Source organism: Trinickia sp. HAY1-2D (assembly GCF_056754935.1).
Genome location: NZ_JBPGWX010000001.1, coordinates 1,342,307 through 1,360,768, shown reverse-complemented (window position 1 = coordinate 1,360,768; position 18,462 = coordinate 1,342,307). Strand labels below are relative to the sequence as shown.

General features: G+C 61.1%; 15 protein-coding genes and 1 pseudogene. 6 read left to right on the top strand and 10 right to left on the bottom strand.

Annotated features, from left to right (window positions below; all coding sequences use genetic code 11):
* Positions 1-116: 116 nt before the first annotated feature.
* Complete coding sequence (locus tag ACR9ZC_RS05980) at positions 117-1,010, bottom strand: GlcG/HbpS family heme-binding protein (protein WP_481579516.1); 894 nt, start codon at positions 1,008-1,010, stop codon at positions 117-119.
* A 590-nt stretch (positions 1,011-1,600) separates the two neighbouring features.
* Between ACR9ZC_RS05980 and ACR9ZC_RS05975 the strand changes: the two are divergent.
* A pseudogene (locus ACR9ZC_RS05975) lies at positions 1,601-2,739 on the top strand (extracellular solute-binding protein).
* Positions 2,736-4,469, top strand: a complete 1,734-nt coding sequence (locus ACR9ZC_RS05970; RefSeq protein WP_481579515.1) for a bifunctional diguanylate cyclase/phosphodiesterase — start codon at positions 2,736-2,738, stop codon at positions 4,467-4,469. The pseudogene ACR9ZC_RS05975 and the gene ACR9ZC_RS05970 overlap by 4 nt, the downstream one beginning before the upstream one ends.
* Positions 4,470-4,515: 46 nt before the next feature.
* Here the strand turns inward: ACR9ZC_RS05970 and ACR9ZC_RS05965 are convergent, their stop codons facing one another.
* The 5 genes from ACR9ZC_RS05965 to pdxR form a co-directional block, all read right to left on the bottom strand.
* Positions 4,516-5,559, bottom strand: coding sequence for a fatty acid desaturase (locus ACR9ZC_RS05965; protein WP_481579514.1), 1,044 nt, complete (start codon positions 5,557-5,559; stop codon positions 4,516-4,518).
* A gap of 176 nt (positions 5,560-5,735) precedes the next feature.
* A complete protein-coding gene (locus ACR9ZC_RS05960; protein ID WP_481579735.1) occupies positions 5,736-7,271 on the bottom strand; it encodes an MFS transporter in 1,536 nt (511 codons plus the stop codon).
* Between the two features lie 226 nt (positions 7,272-7,497).
* On the bottom strand, positions 7,498-7,953 hold the full coding sequence (locus tag ACR9ZC_RS05955) for a carboxymuconolactone decarboxylase family protein (protein ID WP_481579513.1): 456 nt from the start codon (positions 7,951-7,953) through the stop codon (positions 7,498-7,500).
* Positions 7,954-7,965: 12 nt separating this feature from the next.
* A complete protein-coding gene (locus ACR9ZC_RS05950) occupies positions 7,966-8,388 on the bottom strand; it encodes a cupin domain-containing protein (RefSeq protein WP_481579734.1) in 423 nt (140 codons plus the stop codon).
* A 116-nt stretch (positions 8,389-8,504) separates the two neighbouring features.
* Positions 8,505-9,917 carry a MocR-like pyridoxine biosynthesis transcription factor PdxR gene (gene pdxR, locus ACR9ZC_RS05945; RefSeq protein ID WP_481579512.1) on the bottom strand — a complete coding sequence of 471 codons (1,413 nt, stop codon included), beginning with the start codon at positions 9,915-9,917 and terminating at the stop codon, positions 8,505-8,507.
* Between the two features lie 101 nt (positions 9,918-10,018).
* Here pdxR and ACR9ZC_RS05940 point away from each other — a divergent pair, with 101 nt between their 5' ends.
* From ACR9ZC_RS05940 to ACR9ZC_RS05930, 3 genes are all read left to right on the top strand, one after another.
* On the top strand, positions 10,019-10,669 hold the full coding sequence (locus tag ACR9ZC_RS05940) for an HD domain-containing protein (protein WP_481579511.1): 651 nt from the start codon (positions 10,019-10,021) through the stop codon (positions 10,667-10,669).
* A 208-nt stretch (positions 10,670-10,877) separates the two neighbouring features.
* Positions 10,878-11,165: a helix-turn-helix domain-containing protein gene (locus ACR9ZC_RS05935; protein WP_331573912.1), complete on the top strand. Its 288-nt coding sequence runs from the start codon at positions 10,878-10,880 to the stop codon at positions 11,163-11,165.
* Entirely contained in the window at positions 11,155-12,447 is a 1,293-nt protein-coding gene (locus tag ACR9ZC_RS05930; RefSeq protein ID WP_481579510.1) for a HipA domain-containing protein, read from the top strand. Before ACR9ZC_RS05935 ends, ACR9ZC_RS05930 begins: the two co-directional genes overlap by 11 nt.
* 27 nt (positions 12,448-12,474) lie before the next feature.
* Here ACR9ZC_RS05930 and ACR9ZC_RS05925 read toward each other — a convergent pair whose 3' ends face one another.
* From ACR9ZC_RS05925 to ACR9ZC_RS05915, 3 genes are all read right to left on the bottom strand, one after another.
* Positions 12,475-13,983: a PepSY-associated TM helix domain-containing protein gene (locus ACR9ZC_RS05925; RefSeq protein WP_481579509.1), complete on the bottom strand. Its 1,509-nt coding sequence runs from the start codon at positions 13,981-13,983 to the stop codon at positions 12,475-12,477.
* A gap of 11 nt (positions 13,984-13,994) precedes the next feature.
* Entirely contained in the window at positions 13,995-16,400 is a 2,406-nt protein-coding gene (locus ACR9ZC_RS05920) for a TonB-dependent receptor (protein ID WP_481579508.1), read from the bottom strand.
* Between the two features lie 78 nt (positions 16,401-16,478).
* The gene (locus ACR9ZC_RS05915; protein ID WP_331573904.1) at positions 16,479-16,844 is read right to left on the bottom strand and encodes a DUF2946 domain-containing protein; all 366 of its coding nucleotides are present in this window, start codon (positions 16,842-16,844) and stop codon (positions 16,479-16,481) included.
* A gap of 557 nt (positions 16,845-17,401) precedes the next feature.
* On the opposite strand from ACR9ZC_RS05915, the gene ACR9ZC_RS05910 reads away from it, so the two are divergent.
* Positions 17,402-17,689, top strand: a complete 288-nt coding sequence (locus ACR9ZC_RS05910; protein ID WP_331573902.1) for a DUF1488 family protein — start codon at positions 17,402-17,404, stop codon at positions 17,687-17,689.
* Between the two features lie 64 nt (positions 17,690-17,753).
* Here the strand turns inward: ACR9ZC_RS05910 and ACR9ZC_RS05905 are convergent, their stop codons facing one another.
* Entirely contained in the window at positions 17,754-18,380 is a 627-nt protein-coding gene (locus ACR9ZC_RS05905) for a LysE family translocator (protein ID WP_481579507.1), read from the bottom strand.
* Positions 18,381-18,462 lie beyond the last annotated feature (82 nt).

Genomic DNA, 18,462 nt, shown 5'->3' with positions numbered 1-18,462 from the left:
ACGGCGTGACGGCAAAGGGGGATGCAGTGACGGGCGCGCTCGAGCGTGCCGAGAGAACCGGGGCCACGCGAGGACCTATCGCGCGTGGGACCCGGTGTGCGTGTGTCCGCTTGCGCTCAGGGATGAGCGATTTGCTGGGCGCTCAGGTCACTCGGAAAGCAGTGGGGGTGCTCGAAACCGACGGGAACCGTGTTCGTCGCATAGAGGATGTTGTCGGTATTGCCTGCTCCAACCCCTGCGGGAATACCGTCCAGGCCGGCTAGCTTGCGCATTCGATAAGCGATCGCATGGTCCGCACATGCGCTATCGCCGCTGACGCCCAGTCCGCCGATCACTTTGCCGCCCGCATACAGTGCTACGCCACCACCGAACGTGATGACACCGCCGAGGACTCGCCCCTGGCCCGTGCCGTCCGCCAAAAACCGCGCGTCGAACGGATTACTGTTGTTGAGTCCGTAAAGCGAGCCGCCGGGTTGCGTCGCACCGTAGAGATTCGCCGTTGAGAGCGCGAGCTTGTCATTACTGAATCCGTTTGCTGTATAGGCTTTCGCAATCGCGATAGCGCGAGAACCGGGCCACGCATCGCCGAGCTTGGTGACTGAGCAAAGGCGTCCATCTCGATCGACGACGGCGGACCACATGCGATTGGGTTTGAAAATGCCTCCGTTTCCGTCGCCCAGATTCACGACGGCAGCGAGCTGTTTTTGCACGAGCGCGACCGTGCCGGCCGGCAGGGTACAACGCCCGGATATGTCAGTATCGTCGTCCGCAAGTAGAGGGGATGTCCCTGCAATGGTCAGCAGAGCGGCAAATGCACCGCGGGAATAGCGCGCGTTCATGATGGCCTCCTGAAGAGCGTTGCTGGCAATTCGGATTCGAATTGAGGTATTCGATTTGAATAAAATGCCAAATGAGACCAACCAGGAAAACAGACTAGCCTTTCGATTTATCTCAAGGCGAGCGAAAGCCTGTCTGGCGAATGACATTGATTTTGCGGCGAGATCCACCATACAGGTGCAAAAACAGCCCCGCGCGAGCGAATAGAGCGCTGGCAACGGCTTCTGGTCGGATTGCAGGATGCATCATAGTCAGCAGTAACGATGATCGGCGGACAAAGGTGTGGCGGATTGTGATGTGACATGAACCGTCGCTTGTAAAAGCTTGCCCAAATAGAATGAGACACGCTATCGGATAAAACTGAGAAGTTCACGACGAGAAAGACAACTCGGAGCCATTGCATCGCCGAGTTTTTCGCGTACATTGCATATGGCGCTCCATTACCATTATCTATTGGGGCGCTTACTGCACTCGCTTGCGGGCGTGTTGCCGAATCGTCCGTCGAAGGGCCGATCACCAGTACACGGTCGCACGAAATGTTGGGCGGGGCGTGGCGAAGCGGCGAGACTCCAGGAGGTAGGCCGCAAACCAAAAGGCCGTGTACCGCGGCTGAGCGAGCCGTCGGAGCCAATATATCCTGGTCGATTTGGCGGGTTTTTGTCCGACAACACGGTGTAACGACAGCTATCGTCCCCTAATTGCGCGTGCATTGGTTTTATGGCATTGTTCGCGCGACAGTGTCGATGTGAAAAAAGGCAGTCGAATGCGAATAAGTTCTAACTGGCTGCGTATCGATCTACGGGGATTCATTGGACGAATAACTAGCGGTCGGCATCCTACGCGAGTCCTCTTGCGGGGAATCGCCGCATTCGTCGCACTCGTGCCACTCCCCGGCGTCTCGTTGGGTGCCTCCGATGCGGTCCCTCAGAATCTGCTGCGCGTACTCGCATGGCCGGGCTATGCCGATGCCGATGTCGTCAAGCAATTCGAGACGCGTTTCCACGCGAAGGTCCAGGTGACGTTTGTCGATTCCGACGAGACGTTATGGGAGCAAATGCATCGGGCCTCGCCCCCGCCTTCGACGTGCTCGCCGCTAACACCGCGGAAATTCAGCGTTATGCCCAGGACAACCTCCTCGCTCCGCTGGACGTATCGAAGATTCCCAACACGCGCCTGCAGTTGCCGATGTTCAGGCAGCGCTCGACGATCGGGGGCATCGAGCACGACGGCACCGTGTACGCCATTCCATTCACCTATTCATCGATGGGATTGATATACGACCGCAAGCAGGTGCCGGTCGAGCCTCGTTCGATGCTCGAACTTTGGAACCCGCAATACCGCGGTCGCACGCTCGATTTCAACAGTGCGCAGCATAACTTTTCGTTTGCCGCGCTGGCGCTCGGCTACCGCGACCCGTTCCATCTGACACCGGCGCAGATGCGCGCTGTCACACACAAGCTCATCGAGCTACGGCGCAATCTGCTGACGCTGTACACACTGCCTGAAGAGGCGACGGCGCTCTTTGTTCAACACCATGCTGCCATGATGTTCGGTAACTATGGAACGCAGCAGATTGAGCTGTTGCGACGAGCGGAAGTGGACGTCGGCTATGTCATCCCGGACGAGGGCGCGCTCGCGTGGCTCGACTGCTGGGCCATCACGCGCGGCGCGCGTAATCGGGCTCTGGCATTGTCCTGGATCAACTACATGCTCGAGCCCGAGGTAAGTGGGCTGCTGCCTCAGCGTCAAGGGCTGGCGAGCACATTGGGGCCCGCATCCGGCCATGCTGCCGACGATGGCAAACATCTTTTCTGGATTCAGCCGGTGGAGGACATCGCGCAGCGCGAGTCGTTATGGCGGCGCATTGTCTCCGGCGAACCACCGGAACGGTTCCCACGATGAAGCTCGGTCTCACTTCCCAGCTCATCATCTTGCTCGCCACGATCGGTGTGGTGTCGTCGGGTGCGACCGGCTATTACGCATATCGTGCCAATCGGACAATGCTGGTCAACGAGGCGCAGCAGAGCCTGCTCACATCGACGCGGCTGCTCGATCAGCGTTTTTCGTCCGCGTTGCACGATGTCGCCGAGGACGCGCTGGTCCTGGCCGTCATGCCTTCCGCGCGCAAGATCTCGGAGTCCGTCGAGCATGCGCCGCCAGACGGGCGCGAGCGCCTCGAGCAGGTGTTCATGAGTTTCATGCAGTATCACTCCGACTATCTTCAACTGCGCTTGATCTCGCGCGCGCATTACGGCCTCGAGCGCGTGCGTGTCGACCGCGGCCCGAACGGGGTGATCGCGGTGCCGGAAGCCGGGTTGCAAGAAAAGGGGCACTTTGCCTATGTTTTCGATACGCTGGCTGTGCCGGCGGGACACATCTATCTGTCGCCGATCGTCATCAATCATGAAGCCGGCACGCACGCCGCTTCGGGTCGGCCGATCGTCCGGGTGGGCACTCCGATTGTCGGAACGAATGGTGCGAATGTCGGCGTGCTCGTGATCGACGTCGATCTGACGAGGGTCTTCGCACGTCTCGCGCGGGACCTGCCCCAGCGCGATCAAGTCTATATGGCCAATCAGTGGGGAGACTTCCTCATTCATCCGGATCCCGCATTGGCATTCGGTTTCGATCGTGGACAACGCGTGCTGATGCAGGAGACTTTCCCCGTGACGAAGCCGCTCTTCGACGAATCCGGCGCTCAGATGACGATCAGCGGCTACGAGCACCGGCGCGACGGGCGCATCTACGCGTTTGCGCGGACGCCGTTCGGCGCCGTCGAGGGTAACCGCTTCGTGGTGCTCGGTCTCGCCAGGCCGCTGACGACTGTGCTCGTTCCGGCCGACGCGCTAGGCGGGCGCATCACGCGAATGGTCATCGTCTTCAGTGTGTTTGCACTCGTGCTCGCCATACTGTTTGCCCGTGCGCTGACCAAACCGTTGCATACACTCGCGAGTGCCGCACTACGCGTATTCGATCATCCCCCCGATGCGCGGTTGCCGACCGAACGCTCGGATGAGATCGGTATTCTCGCGAGATGTTTCGACAGCATGTGCCGGGAGATTCGCTTGCAGATGAGCGAACTGCACAGCAAGCAGCGCGAGCTCGTCCATCTGGCCGGACACGATGCGTTGACGGGCTTGCCGAACCGCATGCTGTTCATGGAAAAGCTTGCGGCTGCGATCGACACGGCGACGCGAACGAGCCAGCGGCTCGCCGTGATCTTCATCGATCTCGACCGCTTCAAGCAGATCAACGATCAGCTCGGGCACTGGGCCGGCGATCGTGCGCTGACCGTCGTCGCCGAGCGGTTGGCCAGCGTGCTTCGCGCCAGCGACATGGCGGCGCGCTTAGGGGGCGACGAATTCATCGTGCTGATCGTCGATATGCAGTCGGCGGGGGTGGTCGAGGAGATCGCCATGCGTATTGCCGAGGCGATGAACGAAGACCTGCAGCTTGGAGACCAACGGCTGAAGATTGGAGCGAGTGTCGGTATCAGCGAGTTCCCCGCCGACGGATTGACGGCCGAGGAGTTGCTGCTCAAAGCGGATGCGGCCATGTACGCCGCAAAGTCATCGCGGTGCGGGATGCATCGCCGTTATCAGGAACTCGCCTCGCCCGGCGCAGTGTCTTAGGGCCAGTCGCTCGGCATCGGTCATCGATCGATTCGGAATGTACCGTTCAGAAGTCGTAAGTGATGAACGAAATATTCATGATCACCCCCCAGAAGCGGTCCATGTCGACGCGGCCGTCCACGATCTCCGGCTGTCCTAAGCCGCGATAGATTCGATGAATGCGATGGCGATGATAGGCGCTCACGAGATTGCGAAAAAGGATGCAGTGTTCGCGAATGTCCGGCGCGAGCGTTTCGTGGATGCGCGGCAAATCGAGCCAGTGTGCGGAAGGCTCCGCGTGATGAGCGTTGTGATACCCGTAATTGAGGAATAGCCAGTTGAGCCACGCGTGCCGGCGGCTGAAGAGCGACGAGTACGTGTTGCGTTGTTCGTAGTCCCGATCGAGCGGCGGAAGGGGCGTTCCGGGCGGGTAAATCGAAAACGTATGATGAAAGCAATCATAGACGCGCAGCATGTTCAACATGCCGAGCCAGCCGACGAAAAGCCAAAGCACGGCGGCCGGAGCATAGCGCCATAGCAGGACGTAGCACACGAGACGGGCAACAAGCACCAAGGCGATCCGCAGGCGCAAAGGACGCAGGCGCTGCGAGAAAAACGGCAGGGCCAGCGAGCGGACGCGAGAGATGACGCTCAACGCGGGGATATAGAAAAATTCCATCAGAACGATGATGCGGCGCGGCATGGCGGGCAGCGAGACGATCCAGGCCGTGATCGAGAACCCGTCATAGCCGGCTTTGACGCGATGGTGTTTGAAATGCTGGCGTTTGAGGCCCGAGTAGCTGTAATAGCAGCCGCCGCTGATCAGCGAAAGCACGCGGGCCAGCGCATCGTTCCACTCCCTGCGGCGAAACATGGTTTGATGCATCAGCTCGTGTGTCAGCAACGCGCTGAGCGTCATCGTATGGGCGATCAGTAACGAGCCGGCCAGCGCGGTGACGAACGCCGGCCGCGTAATGCAATAAAGACCGAAGGCGAAGCCCCCCATCGTATAGACGATGACCGCCGTATCGAGTACCGCGCGCAACACGCGTTTCGCCATCGACGTGGCGGGCGCGATGCGCGGCAGCCCGTACTCGTGAACGCTGGACATTTCGATCTCCTGGGAACAGCACGCGAGCATCAAAGCAGGCATGTGAACTGTATGAGATCGGCACTTCTGTCTCTTGGCGAGAAGGCGTAGGAGGTGCTTGGACTATACCGGGCCGTCTACGGGTTCCGAATTCCGGCTGCCGCAGCGAGCCAGCGCGCCAGTTGGAACTCGATCGCTCATGCGGCCTGGCGATTCGGCGCCGTCGCCGCACGCCTGAATCGGATGTGCGCGATTCGCTTGACTAAATACACCGCACACAATGCGGCGCAGCCGGCGATGGCGATGCCGATATGGAGCGCGTGCACGAGCACGCGGCGCGTGGCATCGACGAGCGCGCCGCCATCGAGTCCGGCCGCATGAAGTTCGCCGAGCATCGCCTCGCGCAGGTTGGCATCGACCAGAACTCGGGGGTCCGATAGACGCGGCAGCCATTGCGTCGCGACCTTCGGGCCCAGCGTCTGCAACGCATCGCTCACGCCTGACGCATAGCTGTGAGTGACGATCGTCGCCAGAATGCTCGTGCCGAGCATGCCGCCCACCATGCGCGTCGATTGCAGGAGCGCCGTCGTAATGCCTAGGCGATCGCGCCCAGCGATTTCCTGGGCGAAGATGTTGAGGTTGTTCAAGATGAACCCCAGCCCGATACCCACGGCCGACATCGCGATTTCAAGCCACAAATGCGGCGTGCGGGGCGTAGCGAACGCGAGGGCGGCGGATGCCGCCACCAGCAGGCTGTAACCGATCGTCAGCACGAGTGTCGGGCGCGGCAAACGGACCACGATTCGCGTGTTGATGACGCTGCCGATTGCGATGCATGCGGCAATCGGGGTGGCGAGCAGCCCCGCTGCTTGCGGCGAAAGCCCGAAGCCGCCTTGCAGCAACAGCGGTGCAAAAAAGATCAGCGAGAACATCACGAAGCCGGAGAGCGTCGAGAGCGTGAAGAGCGTGACGAGCTGCGGATCGCGAAACAGATCGAGCGGCACGATGGGGTGCGTCGCGCGGCGCTCGCAAATCAGCAGGGCCGCCGCGAGCACGGCGACCGCACCGGCTAGCGCGAGATTACCCGTTGTCAGGCCGTCCTTGGGAAGCGCTTCGATGAGCGTCTGGAATCCGCCGAGCACGAGCGCTACGAGCAGCGCGCCGCTCCAATCGATCTTGACTGCGCCTTGACGCTCGCGGCGGTAATAAGGCAAGTGACGCCAGATGAAGTAAAGCGCGAGTGCGCCCACTGGAAGATTCACGTAGAACGTCGAGCGCCAGCCGAAATGCTGGCTGAGCCAGCCGCCCAGCGATGGCCCCGCGGCGGTGCCGATTCCATACGCGGCCGCCATGACGACTTGCCATCGTACGCGTGCGTGCGGGTCGGGGAACAGATCGGGGATGGAGGCGAACGCGGTACCGACCATCATTCCGCCGCCGATCCCTTGCAGCGCGCGGGCGATGGCGAGCATGCGCATGTCGGTGGCAAGCCCGCAAAGGACGGACGCGCCGGTGAAGACGAGCACTGCGGCGATGACGAAACGCTTGCGGCCGAAATAATCGCCGAGGCGGCCGAATACGGGAACAGTAACGACCGATGCGAGCAGATAGGCGCTGGCGATCCACGCGTAGAACTGGAATCCCTGCAGTTCCGCGACGATCGATGGCAAGGCGGTGCTGACGACGGTCTGATCCAGGGCGACGAGCATGTTGACGAGACCGATGCCGAGCATCGCGAACAGTGCGTCCCGGAAGGGCAAGGGAGTGGCGGAGGGATTCAAGGCGGGCGGGGGCGGCGTCACGTGCGTACGGGAAAACGTGACGATAGCCCGGCGCGGGCCCGGTTGCAACCGGTTCCATTGTGTTGCCGGTGCCCTTTTTTTCGAGCGTAACGGGGTTTCGCCGCGGGGGTTTCATGGCGGCCTGAAAGACGGGCGCCACGTAACCCAGCAACGCGTTTCAGTGTTCCAGCACCGCCTGAGGCGTGTTCCGGAAGCTGATCGCCATGCGGTTATAAGTGTTCATCAAGCCGATGGCGATCGTCAGATCGACGAGCTCTCGTTCGTCGAACACCGCACGGGCGGCCTGGTAATCCTGCTCGGGTACGCCGGTCTGGGCGACGCGTGTGACCGATTCGGCCCACGCAAGGGCGGCGCGCTCACGTTCGTCGAATAGATTGCCGGCTTCGGCCCACGCCTGTACCAGCGCGAGCTTTTCGACCTTTACACCTTTTTTCAGCAGGTCACGGGTATGCATATCGAGGCAATACGCGCAGTTGTTGATCTGCGAAACGCGAAGATAGACGAGGTCGACGAGAACAGGCGAGAGGCTGCTCTGCATGATGTAGCTGTAGACACCGCCGAGGGCTTTGACGCCTGCCGGTGCGATTTGGGCGTAGTCGAGGCGTTTGCTCATCTGTGACTCCTTTTACTTGAGAGGGGTGGTAAGGGCCTTGTCGCCGCTGTCCACCACGAACACCGCAAGCAATTTGGCGGGCTCTGTGCTGCTCGCATTGCGGCTCACACGATGAACGGCGCCAGGCTCTTCGAAGAAACTTTCGCCGGCGTGGTAGACGCGCTTCGGGCCGTTGTTGACCTGAGACTCGATGGCGCCGGATACGACATAGGCATAAATGAAAGCGGACTTGGCATGCACGTGCGCCGACGACGCCGCGCCGGGGGCATAGTCGACGACGACGGCGGTCAGCGATTTGCCGGGGATATTGGGGACGGCATGCTGGAAGTTCGGCGTCACAGTCACGCCCGCGTCACGAGCGGTAGCCGGCATGGCGATGGCAAAAGTGAGCGCGAGGCCAGCGCACATCGCAGCGACGATTGATCGTATTTTCATAACGAGTTCTCCTTGAAGTGCTTGCATTGTGATTGCGCGCTGGACCATCGGGAAGAACCAAAAACGAACATTTTTTATGAACCATGATGCGATGCGCGAGCCCATTGGCGAGTTCGTCAGCGTCGCTCATGAACCAACTCCACGAGCCGGCGACAGTGGGCAACCATCGTCCGTTCATTGAGATTGGTTACGCCCAGTAGCAGCCCTTGCTGCCGCGGAGGGTTCATGAACCAGGGGGAAAGAGGGGCGGGCGCCAAACCGAATTGCAGAGCGTGTACGGCGATATCCACGTCGGACGCGGAATCGGGAACGGACATCACGACGGCCGTGCCCGCGGCCGCCCGGATTTTCACCGAGCTGGGCGCCATCTCGTTCAGGCAACGAAGCAGGGCGTCGCTTTGCGCTGCGTAAAGGCGCTTCATACGGCGAATGTGGCGAAGATAGTGGCCCTCGCGCAAGAATTCCGCTACCGCGTGCTGCATGAACGCCGCGGGAGCCGGCGTCAGGCACGCGGTGATATCGCCGAATCGACACACCGTTTCAAGTGGGACGACGAGAAAGCCTAAACGGAGCACCGGGCTGATGGTCTTACTGAAGGTGCCGACATGCAGCACCCGTCCGTCCTGGTCCAGCGATGCAAGGGCGGGCGCGGCTCGGCCCTGCAACTGCAACTCGCTCAGATAATCGTCCTCGATGATCCAGGCGTCGTTTCGCCGAGCCCATGCGAGCAACGCGAGCCGACGGGGAAGCGACATTGCCATTCCGAGCGGCGCTTGTTGGCCCGGTGTGACGACTGCCAGGGCGGATTGTGCCGACTGTCGAATGCCCGCATCGACATCGAGCCCATCGGCATCGACGGGAACGGCTGTCACGGTCATCCCCGCCAGGCCCAACGCGGTGCGCGTCAGCGGAAAGCCGGGATCCTCCATCCATGCATCCTTGCCCTCCACACCGAGTCCGCGTATCGCGAGGCCGAGCGCACCGGAAAACCCTGCCGTGACGAAAACCTGAGAGGGATTGCACCGGAGGCCTCGTGCGACACCGAGATAAGCTGCGATTTCCCTTCGAAGGTCGGGATCGCCGCGAGGATCGGGATATCCGACGGGCGCCACCGCCGTTTGCCGTGCCGCGCGCGTGAGCACGCGCGACCATAGCTTGAACGGGAAGGCTTCCTGCGACGGGACACCCATTTGAAATGCCGCGGGTGCCGCGCCGAATTCGTGGAACAGATCGGGAAGCGGCGGTGCGTCCGGGGTCCAGCCGGGCGTTGGGGCGAGGGACGGGCGATCCGCTACCCGCGTACCGGCTGCGCCCAAAGCGACTGCGAACTGCTCATCGATGAGCCGATCGTAGGCCGCGCGTACCGTGCCTCGGGAAACGCCTAGCTTCGCGGCCAAATCGACCCAGGAGGGCAGACGCGCGCCGGCGGCGAGTTGTCCCGACTCTATCGCATGACGAATCGCGCGATAGATCTGCGCAGACAGCGGAGTGCTTGCCGAACGATCGAGGCCAATGGGGAGGCGTGTCATGTCGATAATGGTGCATTCTGGATGTCCAATCTTGGCACTGTTTGATGGCCCGAGTGAAGCGTAGATTGCGACCCATGGGTAATCGAGCGACGGAGGTAACTATGTCAGCGAACGGGATGTCCGGCATCGCGATCCCCGAAAGCAAATTGGCACGAGAAGTCACCGAACTCATTCGCGACACCGAAAGCGAATTGTTGTTCATGCACTCCACTCGGGTGTATCTCTGGGGCGCGCTGCTCGGAAGCCGAAAGAACGCGGAGTTCGATCCGGAGTTGCTTTACGTCGCGGCGATGTTCCACGACATCGGGCTCACATCGAACTATCGCGAGAGCCAGCTTCGATTCGAAGTGGACGGCGCGAACGCTGCGCGCGATTTTCTGCGAAGCCATCACATTTCGGAGTCCGACATCGATAAGGTATGGACCGCCGTTGCCCTCCATACGACGCCAGGGATTCCGGAGCACATGCACGGAGAAATCGCCTTGGTCCAGGCCGGAGCGGGGATGGACGTGGCCGGACGTGGATTCGACGAGTTGACGGATGAAGAACGTCACGCGGTGATTGCGGCGTATCCCCGAGGCGCCGATTTCGTCGAGAAGATGATCGACGCGTTCTATCACGGCATGAAGCATCGCCCCGGTAGTACGTTCGGCACTTTCAACGATGATTTTCTGGCCTATCGCGATCCGAGCTTCGAACGCGTAAACGTGTGCAGCGTCATGTTGAACTCGCGTTGGGAGCGCGGGGGCTGATTAGCGAGTGCGCGTTGCGCGTTCGCACCCGGTCGGATACGAAACCTGCAGGTTAGCGCTTGTCGAGCCGACTTCGTATCCGATCGGGTACGGACGGGCCTCGCCAGCGAGACGGAACGACGTTCGTACCCGCTCGGTTCTTTTTAGTGACCTTGGGCGGAGCCCTTTGCTATCATGTACCCGATCGGATACGAAGCGAGAGCCCGTCATGGAACAATCGGATTTTCCCATTACCGACATTGGGGCGCTTGCCAACGTCGTGCGGGCGGCGCGCATGGCGCAGGGGCTCACGCGCGACGACCTTGTCAATGTGACGGGACTGTCGCCGAAGTTCATTACCCACGTCGAGTCAGGAAAGCCGACAGCTCAGATAGGCAAGGTCCTCGTCCTGCTCTCCGAACTGGGCATCATGCTGCGTGCTCAGACATCGGTTGCCATTTCGCCGAAGGTAGCGGAGCGAGCCCGTCGCACCCGCCGGAGCCCGCATGCCAAATAGACGACTCGTGGCATGGGCCAATCGTGAGCGCATGGGGGTCCTGGAAGATCGGGACGATATCTGGTCTTTCGCGTACGACCCGGCATGGCTCGCTTCCAAAAACGCATTCCAGCTGTCGCCCGCGTTTCCGCTGCGCGAGGAGCCCTTCGTAGATGGATCGAGCAATCGTCCGGTGCAGTGGTTCTTCGACAATCTCCTTCCCGAGGAAGGCATGCGATTAGCACTTGCGCGCGAGGCGAAGCTCGACCGGAGCGACGCTTGGGGCCTCCTTGCCTACTACGGGCGCGAGTCGGCCGGTGCGCTTACGCTGCTCGCACCCGACGAAAATGAGCCGCCTGGCGGATTGAGGCCGCTGTCTTTCGATGATCTCGAGAGTCGTATTCGCGAGATGCCGCAAAGGCCGCTGACGGCAGCCGCGCCCAAGCGTATGTCGGCAGCAGGGGCACAGCCGAAGCTGCTCGTGGCGATGCACGGCGAGCCGCCCGCATGCGAACTCTTCGAACCCGAGGGCAGTGAACCATCGATGCAGCTGCTCAAGCCCGACTCCCGCGCGGCGGGCTATCCGCACTCGGCGATCAACGAATTTTTCTGCATGCGCCTTGCGCGCGCTGTCGAATTGCCGGTACCCACGACATACTTCGTTCGTGTTCCGACACCGTGCTACGTTGTCGACCGTTTCGATCGGGATACGACGACGCGGCCCACACGAAGACTACACGTCATCGACGCTGCCCAGTTGCTGAACGTCGCCAAGGATTTCAAGTACGAGGGCGCCAATGCACAAAGACTGCGGGAGGCCATAGAAAGCACCAACACTCGCGCCAATGCCCGCCTCGAGATTTTTCGGTGGGCTGTCTTCAATGTGCTTGTCGGTAACGGCGACGCGCACTTGAAGAACTTGTCGTTCTTCGTGACGCCGCTCGGCTACATGCTGGCGCCGTTTTATGACATCGTGAGCACGGTCGTGTATCACACCAGGACGTATCAGCCCGAGCGCGGAGATCAGTGGCCGAACTGCGAACTGACCATGCCCGTCGGCGATGCCAGGCACTTCGCGGACATCTCCAGGCGGAACATGTTGAAGCTCGCGGATGAGCTGGGACTGCCCCCTCGGGGCGCTGAGCGCCTGCTCGACGCAATGCTCGCATCGTTGCGCGCGCGTGTCGACGAAACGTTCAACGCAGTCCTGCGCGTTGCGACGCCCGATGCGCGAGAGATGCGCCTGCTCAACTCGATACGTGTCATGCCGATCGACGAGATGTCGCGGGCGCTCGCCCGCTGAGGGGCGAGGCATCGCAACAAGTCGCTCTCAGTTGCGTAGTTCAATCGACGCTTCCGAGTCGGCGCCGGCCGCGCGCGCAAACACGAAACGATCGACCAGCGCAACGACGACGAGCGTCGCACCCATCAGCGGAAACACGACGCCAAGCACGACGAGCGCGGCGCACCATCCGCGCATCGACGCACGCGCGCGTTCGCGGGCCGGCGCACCGAGTGTGCCCGACGGCCGACGCTTCCACCACATCACGCAGCCCGTCAGCGCCAGCGCGGCGAGCCCGAGCGAAAGGGCCGAGCAAACGACCTGATTCGCCAGACCGAAGTAGCGGCCCATATGCAGTGATGTACCGTACGACACTGCTTTGCCGATGGCGCCATAGTCGCGGTAGCGGATGTCTTTCAGCACTTCGCCACTGTACTGATCGATATAAATCGTGCGCTCGAGTTTCGGGTCGGCCGGAAAATACGACACGGTATAAACACCTTCGGGCGAGCGCGGCAGCGCAATGTCGTAGCCGTCCGTGAGTCCCGTGGCGGCCATCTGCGCAACGATTCGGGCGAGAGATAGCGGCTTGGCGCCGGGCGCACCGGCATTGGGCGCGTTCGGCACATGCACAGCGCCGACTGCCCACGGCACCTGCGGTAACGGCATGTCGTCCATCGTCATGCCCGGCATCGAATCCATGCTGGACGAAGATGCATCGCGAGGCGCGGCGGCCGCGGAAGCGGCCAAGTGCCCCGGCACACCCGAGCGCAATCGCATACCACCCCATGCCCCCGGTGGGGAGCCAAGGTTGGCGCTGGTGGCCAGCGCCTTGAACTGCTTGCCCCACGAACCGGTCCACGGCAGGCCGGTCGCGATGAACGCGAATGCGCCGATGGCCAGCCAGATACCGAGCGTCGCATGGATGGTCTTCCAGAGCGGTCGTCCGCGGCGCGTCAAGTCAGGTACCAGCGCCGCGCGCAGGGCAGCGGCAATGCCCTCCCGCACACGTTCGCGCGGCCACCATAGCGCGATACCCGTGCCGATCATCACGAGCGTCCAGCATGCGACGAGCTCCATAAGCAGTTCGCCCGGTTTGCCGAGCAGCAGCTTGCGGTGAATCATTCGATCGACCTGCATGAAGCGACGATCGACGTCGAGCGTACCGAGGACGACCCCGTCGTAAGGGTTCACGTAGACGCTTTCGCTGCGGCCATTCGGCAGCCTGAAAATGAATTCGGCGCTGCGCTCGGCGCTTGCGGCGATGCGCGCGGTCGTCGCTACCGCTTCGGGCGGCATGGCAGCGCGAGCCTTGGCAAGCAAAGCGTCCTCGCTCAGGCGAGCCGAAGCGCCGGGCGTCACTACGAGCCGATGCGGGTAGAGCAGCGGTTCGATCTGCGGCTGAAAACAGTAGATCGTGCCGGTGATGGCCAGCACCACGAGAAACGGCATGACGAACAAGCCCGCGTAAAAGTGCCAGCGCCACAGCGTGCGGTACCCACGGCTGGAATGCGTGGAGGCTGGCATTGCGCGAACGATGGTTGGGACAATGGACATAGGTGCCTCCTTTACATGCGCAGCCGGCCTTCGATATAGAAGGTGCGGCCGGGGTAGGGGTGATAGACGAAGTAGCGGGCATCGAAGAGGTTGTCGATGCCGACGCCGATTTCACTGAGCTTGGTCGGATGGAACGTGAACTTCGCGTCCGCGACGGTATAAGTGCTGGTGCCACCGAATACGTTCGGGTTTGAATCGGTGTTGGTCAGCGTGTTGTACTCGCGGCCCGAGTAGCGGGCCGCAAGCGTCACCGCATAGCGTTCGCCGATTCGATAGGTCGCCGCGAGATTCGCGCGCCAGAGCGGAATCCGGTAGAAGTACTTGCCGACCGTCGCCGGGTTTTGCGCATTGGCCAGGATCTTCGATTGCGTGTAAGCCACACTGGCAATCAAGTCGAGGCCGTGCACGACGACATCCTCTCCCTGATAACTGAGCTCCACACCGCGGGAGCGAACCTTGCCGATATTCTGGAAGCTCGTGACGTTCGGAATGACGGTTGTTTCGGTCTGACTGAAGATCGTGTTTTTGACATCGTCCTGAAAGAGCGACAGCCGGAAGAGTCCGTTCCAATGCGCCCATTCCGCGGCCAGCTCCTTCGATAGGTCGTCCTCGGGTTGCAAATTCGGATTGTTATTGACGATCGACGAGCCGTTGATCTTTCCTTGAAACAGCTCGCTGACCGTGGGAAAGCGATAGGCACGCCCGATCGAAGCGCGCAGCGTCAGTTCGTCCGTCACATCGAACGATAGCGACGCTTTCGGCGAAAAACGGTGTTGATCGGCACCGGGGTATGGAACGTTGGTGCCCGCTAGCGCTTGTGCGCCGTTGTATGCCTGCGAGTCTTCGTAACGTAAGCCGGACACGAGTTTCCACCGCGGCGCAAAGCGCCATGCGTCCTGCACGTAGACGGCCTGCGTTTGCGCGCGCCCCTTGAACGAGTTGGCAAAGCTCTGGGCGCTGCCATCGCGCCAGTTGGAGGTATTGAACGTTTCGTTATCGAGGAAATAGTCGTCGTAGTGATAACCGAATGCGAGCGCATGATTCGCGAGACCGGGCAACGGGGATGGCGGCGTCCACGTCGCTTTCAAATCGAGCGTTTTCCAGCCGGTTCCGTCGCCGAACGTCACGGTACCCGGGCCATTACCCGGGCCGCCTGCATTTGCCAGGCGTGCGACAGCGTTCGATACGTCGTAATACGATGCGATCGCTTCGCCATTCCAGCCGCTTGCATTGCGCGTTTTCAGCGAGAGGCCGTACAGCCAGTTCTCGCTCCATCCGAGGCTGGGGGCGAGCGCGGATGCCGGGACGTTGTATTCGTATCCTCCGATGTCGACGCGCCCGCTATATATGGGGCTGCCATGCGCATCGAAGAGAAACGTGGAGGTCTGGCTGTTGTACGTCTGATGCCAGTAGCCGAGCGTGAACGCTCCCTGCAAGGTCGGCGTGAAGTCGTATTGCAGTTTGAGCTTGAGCTGATCCTGGACGGTGTGCTCGATGCCTTCGCCGTTCACGCCGATCACCGTAGTGGGCGCGTTCGTCTGATTGTTGTAGAAGTAGGCGCCGGTTACCGGAACATCGCCCGGCTTTGCCGGGGTGGTCGATTCCCCGAGCGTCGCGAACTGCAAGGGTTGACTGGTATTTTCGAGGTGATTCGCGCCGATGAAAAACGAGAACTTGCCGATGCGGTTTCCGATCGACGTACTTGCCTCGCTGCCGTTGAAGTTCCGATTCACACCGTAGAGGCTAAAATGCTGCGTGAACGCTTTGACGTTGGCGTCGGCCTCGAATCGAGAGGGCATGCGCGTCGTGATCAGCACCGTCGCGCCGAGCGAGTTGCCCGGATAAAGCGCGGAAAACGGTCCATAGACGACATCGACTTGGCGGATTTCCGCCGGATACACCATCGACCAACGGGGCGGAAACGAGTAGCTGTTGCCGAGCAAATTCGATAGCAGCAGCCCATCCGCATAGACGAGGCCGCGAGCGCTTTGCGTATTGCTCGTGCCGCGCACTGCGATGATCGAGTTCAAATCGCCGATGAAACGCTTGCGCACTGCGAGGTTCGGCATCTGCTTCAGCACGTCCTCGGTGTTGACGACGTTCCAGTTTCCGAACTGCTCGGGGGTGACGGATTCGACCGTACCGGGAGCATTCGGAAGGGCGGTGGGGTCTGGGCGAGCATTGTCGGCCGTTGCGCTGACGGTAATGGGGGGCAAGACCGTGGCGCCGCGTTCTATGGGCGATGCGGATGGGGTCGGGTGGGCCTGCTCAGCGTTCGAAGCCGGGCCCGGATTGACGTCGGTTGTTGCTGCAAACGCCGACGGTGCGGCAAGCGAAATGGGCAACAGTCCGAACGTGACGAACCGTGCATGGCGGCGCGCGCGAACGCGCAGCCTTCGCGATGCGAAGTACCGCATGGAATCTTCCTGAAGTCGTTGAACGAACAGCCGCGCGCCTTCGACAGGCGCGTCGGACGGGCTGCGAGTAACGGAAAGTCAGGAGAGGACGGGCGGGGCGCGGGGTCTACCGGAAGGGAACGCGCCGAGAGGAGTAAAGCGGATGGACAGCGTGGGGATAGCCGCTATTGCGACGACCGTAATAAATAGAAGTAGCGATTGCGGCGGTGCCGGTATCGCCGTGTGATTGGCCATCAAATCGCAATAGCCGCAGGCCGCCAGCGGATCGGCATGTGTGACGTGGGCGGAATCGGCTGCAGGCTGCGTCGCAGAGCAGAGCACGGCATTCGGATCGTCCCGATGCGCGGCGACGACCAACTGGCTCACGATTGGGGCGAGCACGATGAGCCACATGGCAACGAGGCCAAGCCATGCGGTCAGGTGGTTTCGGGATCGTGAAGTCATGGTCTGGAGGCTGGACGACGCGCGGCGAGTTTACCATCTGCTGAATTGGCGGTTCAAATGAAACCGTCCCGATACCCGGCTCCAGGGCCCGGTGACGCCGGCATTGCCGCCCCTGTTTCGTTGGACGGAAAGCGCGTCGCGCCGTACACTGAGATACCTATATAGAAGGAGGCCATCATGAGCAAAGCCCACGACGCCAAAAAGACGGAGAAGAAAGTGGCCACCAAGACGCCAAAAGAAAAGAAAGACGCGAAGAAGCTGAAGAAGGAGGCTTCGAAGCGTCAGTGATATCGCCAGGCCGAAGCGCCACCAGCCAAATAAAGACGTCGGTGTCAGCCAAAGGGTATACAGTGGGGAGACTGGCCGCCGACGCGTGGCCTTCTGCTTCAGGACGTCATCATGCAATCGCGACTTAAACGTGCTCCGGCCGGAATTCCCAGACCGAGCCAGGACGCCATCGAACGCAGCACACGTGCGCGTACCCTCGAGACTGCGGATGCTGCCAGAGCCGAGCAGCGACGCCTCAGTGACGCTGCGATCGACTCCAGTGCAAGTAAATGGCGCTACTCGGCTGTGCCCCCGAAAGCCTGACCATCATGCTTCAGTTTCCCAATCCGAGCCGTAGCTACGATGCCTCCCGGCATTGCGTGTGTTTCTGGGGCTACGACAATTCGCGCGAAATTACTTTCATGATCGACGACGCCATGCTCAGAAACCTGCAGCCTGGCGTCGGGTCGGATGAGCGCTCGGTGCTGGGTGTCTTTGACGAGTTTCGCGACAAGGTTCTCGAGATGGCACAGAAGCAGTATGTCGCCGGTCCTCAGAATCGATATTCGATTTCGTGAGCTGCACGCTTCTCGCAGGAATGCGCTTGCCATAACGTCCCGAGAGCGGTCATTCGCCAATGGCCTATCGATGTTGGGTAGCGACTTTCAAGCCCAGCGATATGAAGATGGAGCCCACGATTTTTCCTTGCCAACGGCTAATCCAGGACAGTCGCTTCACGACTCGGCCCAATGGTCGAATCGAAAGTGCGAGAAGCGTCGTATACAGCGAACTCAAGACGACGAAAATAAGTCCTAGGACGGTGAACTGCAAAAAGACCGAACCTCGTTCGGGATGCACGAACTGAGGCATGAAAGCGAGGAAGAAGAGTGCGGTCTTAGGGTTGAGTACTTCGGCGGGCACTGCCTGCAAGAAGGCTTTTGCAGGCGTGACGGCAGGCACCTTCGGCAATGAGGGGTCGGCCTGCTTTTCGAGGATCGCGCGAACACCGAGATAGATCAGATAAGCCGCTCCGATGAATTTGACCGCGTTGAACGCGAGCGCGGAAGTCATCAGCACCGCCGACAGGCCAACCGCGGCGAAGACGGTATGGACGAAGTCGCCGGTTGCGATCCCGAGGCCTGTCATGACTCCCGTCTTGCGGCCGCCCTGAGCCGTGCGGCTCAATACGAGCAGCACCGCGGGACCGGGAATGAGAAACAGCCCGAGAACGATGACAACGAAGGTGCTCAACGAGGAAAGGTCGAACATTGCGGCTCCTGTCCTAAGCAGTTGGGAATGCGAGGATTGTCTACGATCCAGGCTCCAATGTCGAACGACTGTCCTGGCCGCC

Coding starts and splice junctions, on each gene's coding strand:
- ACR9ZC_RS05980 (WP_481579516.1), bottom strand. CDS start 1,010: ATGGTGGATCTCGCCGCAAAATCAATGTCATTCGCCAGACAGGCTTTC.
- ACR9ZC_RS05970 (WP_481579515.1), top strand. CDS start 2,736: ATGAAGCTCGGTCTCACTTCCCAGCTCATCATCTTGCTCGCCACGATC.
- ACR9ZC_RS05965 (WP_481579514.1), bottom strand. CDS start 5,559: ATGTCCAGCGTTCACGAGTACGGGCTGCCGCGCATCGCGCCCGCCACG.
- ACR9ZC_RS05960 (WP_481579735.1), bottom strand. CDS start 7,271: ATGCTCGGCATCGGTCTCGTCAACATGCTCGTCGCCCTGGATCAGACC.
- ACR9ZC_RS05955 (WP_481579513.1), bottom strand. CDS start 7,953: ATGAGCAAACGCCTCGACTACGCCCAAATCGCACCGGCAGGCGTCAAA.
- ACR9ZC_RS05950 (WP_481579734.1), bottom strand. CDS start 8,388: ATGAAAATACGATCAATCGTCGCTGCGATGTGCGCTGGCCTCGCGCTC.
- pdxR (WP_481579512.1), bottom strand. CDS start 9,917: ATGACACGCCTCCCCATTGGCCTCGATCGTTCGGCAAGCACTCCGCTG.
- ACR9ZC_RS05940 (WP_481579511.1), top strand. CDS start 10,019: ATGTCAGCGAACGGGATGTCCGGCATCGCGATCCCCGAAAGCAAATTG.
- ACR9ZC_RS05935 (WP_331573912.1), top strand. CDS start 10,878: ATGGAACAATCGGATTTTCCCATTACCGACATTGGGGCGCTTGCCAAC.
- ACR9ZC_RS05930 (WP_481579510.1), top strand. CDS start 11,155: ATGCCAAATAGACGACTCGTGGCATGGGCCAATCGTGAGCGCATGGGG.
- ACR9ZC_RS05925 (WP_481579509.1), bottom strand. CDS start 13,983: ATGTCCATTGTCCCAACCATCGTTCGCGCAATGCCAGCCTCCACGCAT.
- ACR9ZC_RS05920 (WP_481579508.1), bottom strand. CDS start 16,400: ATGCGGTACTTCGCATCGCGAAGGCTGCGCGTTCGCGCGCGCCGCCAT.
- ACR9ZC_RS05915 (WP_331573904.1), bottom strand. CDS start 16,844: ATGACTTCACGATCCCGAAACCACCTGACCGCATGGCTTGGCCTCGTT.
- ACR9ZC_RS05910 (WP_331573902.1), top strand. CDS start 17,402: ATGGCGCTACTCGGCTGTGCCCCCGAAAGCCTGACCATCATGCTTCAG.
- ACR9ZC_RS05905 (WP_481579507.1), bottom strand. CDS start 18,380: ATGTTCGACCTTTCCTCGTTGAGCACCTTCGTTGTCATCGTTCTCGGG.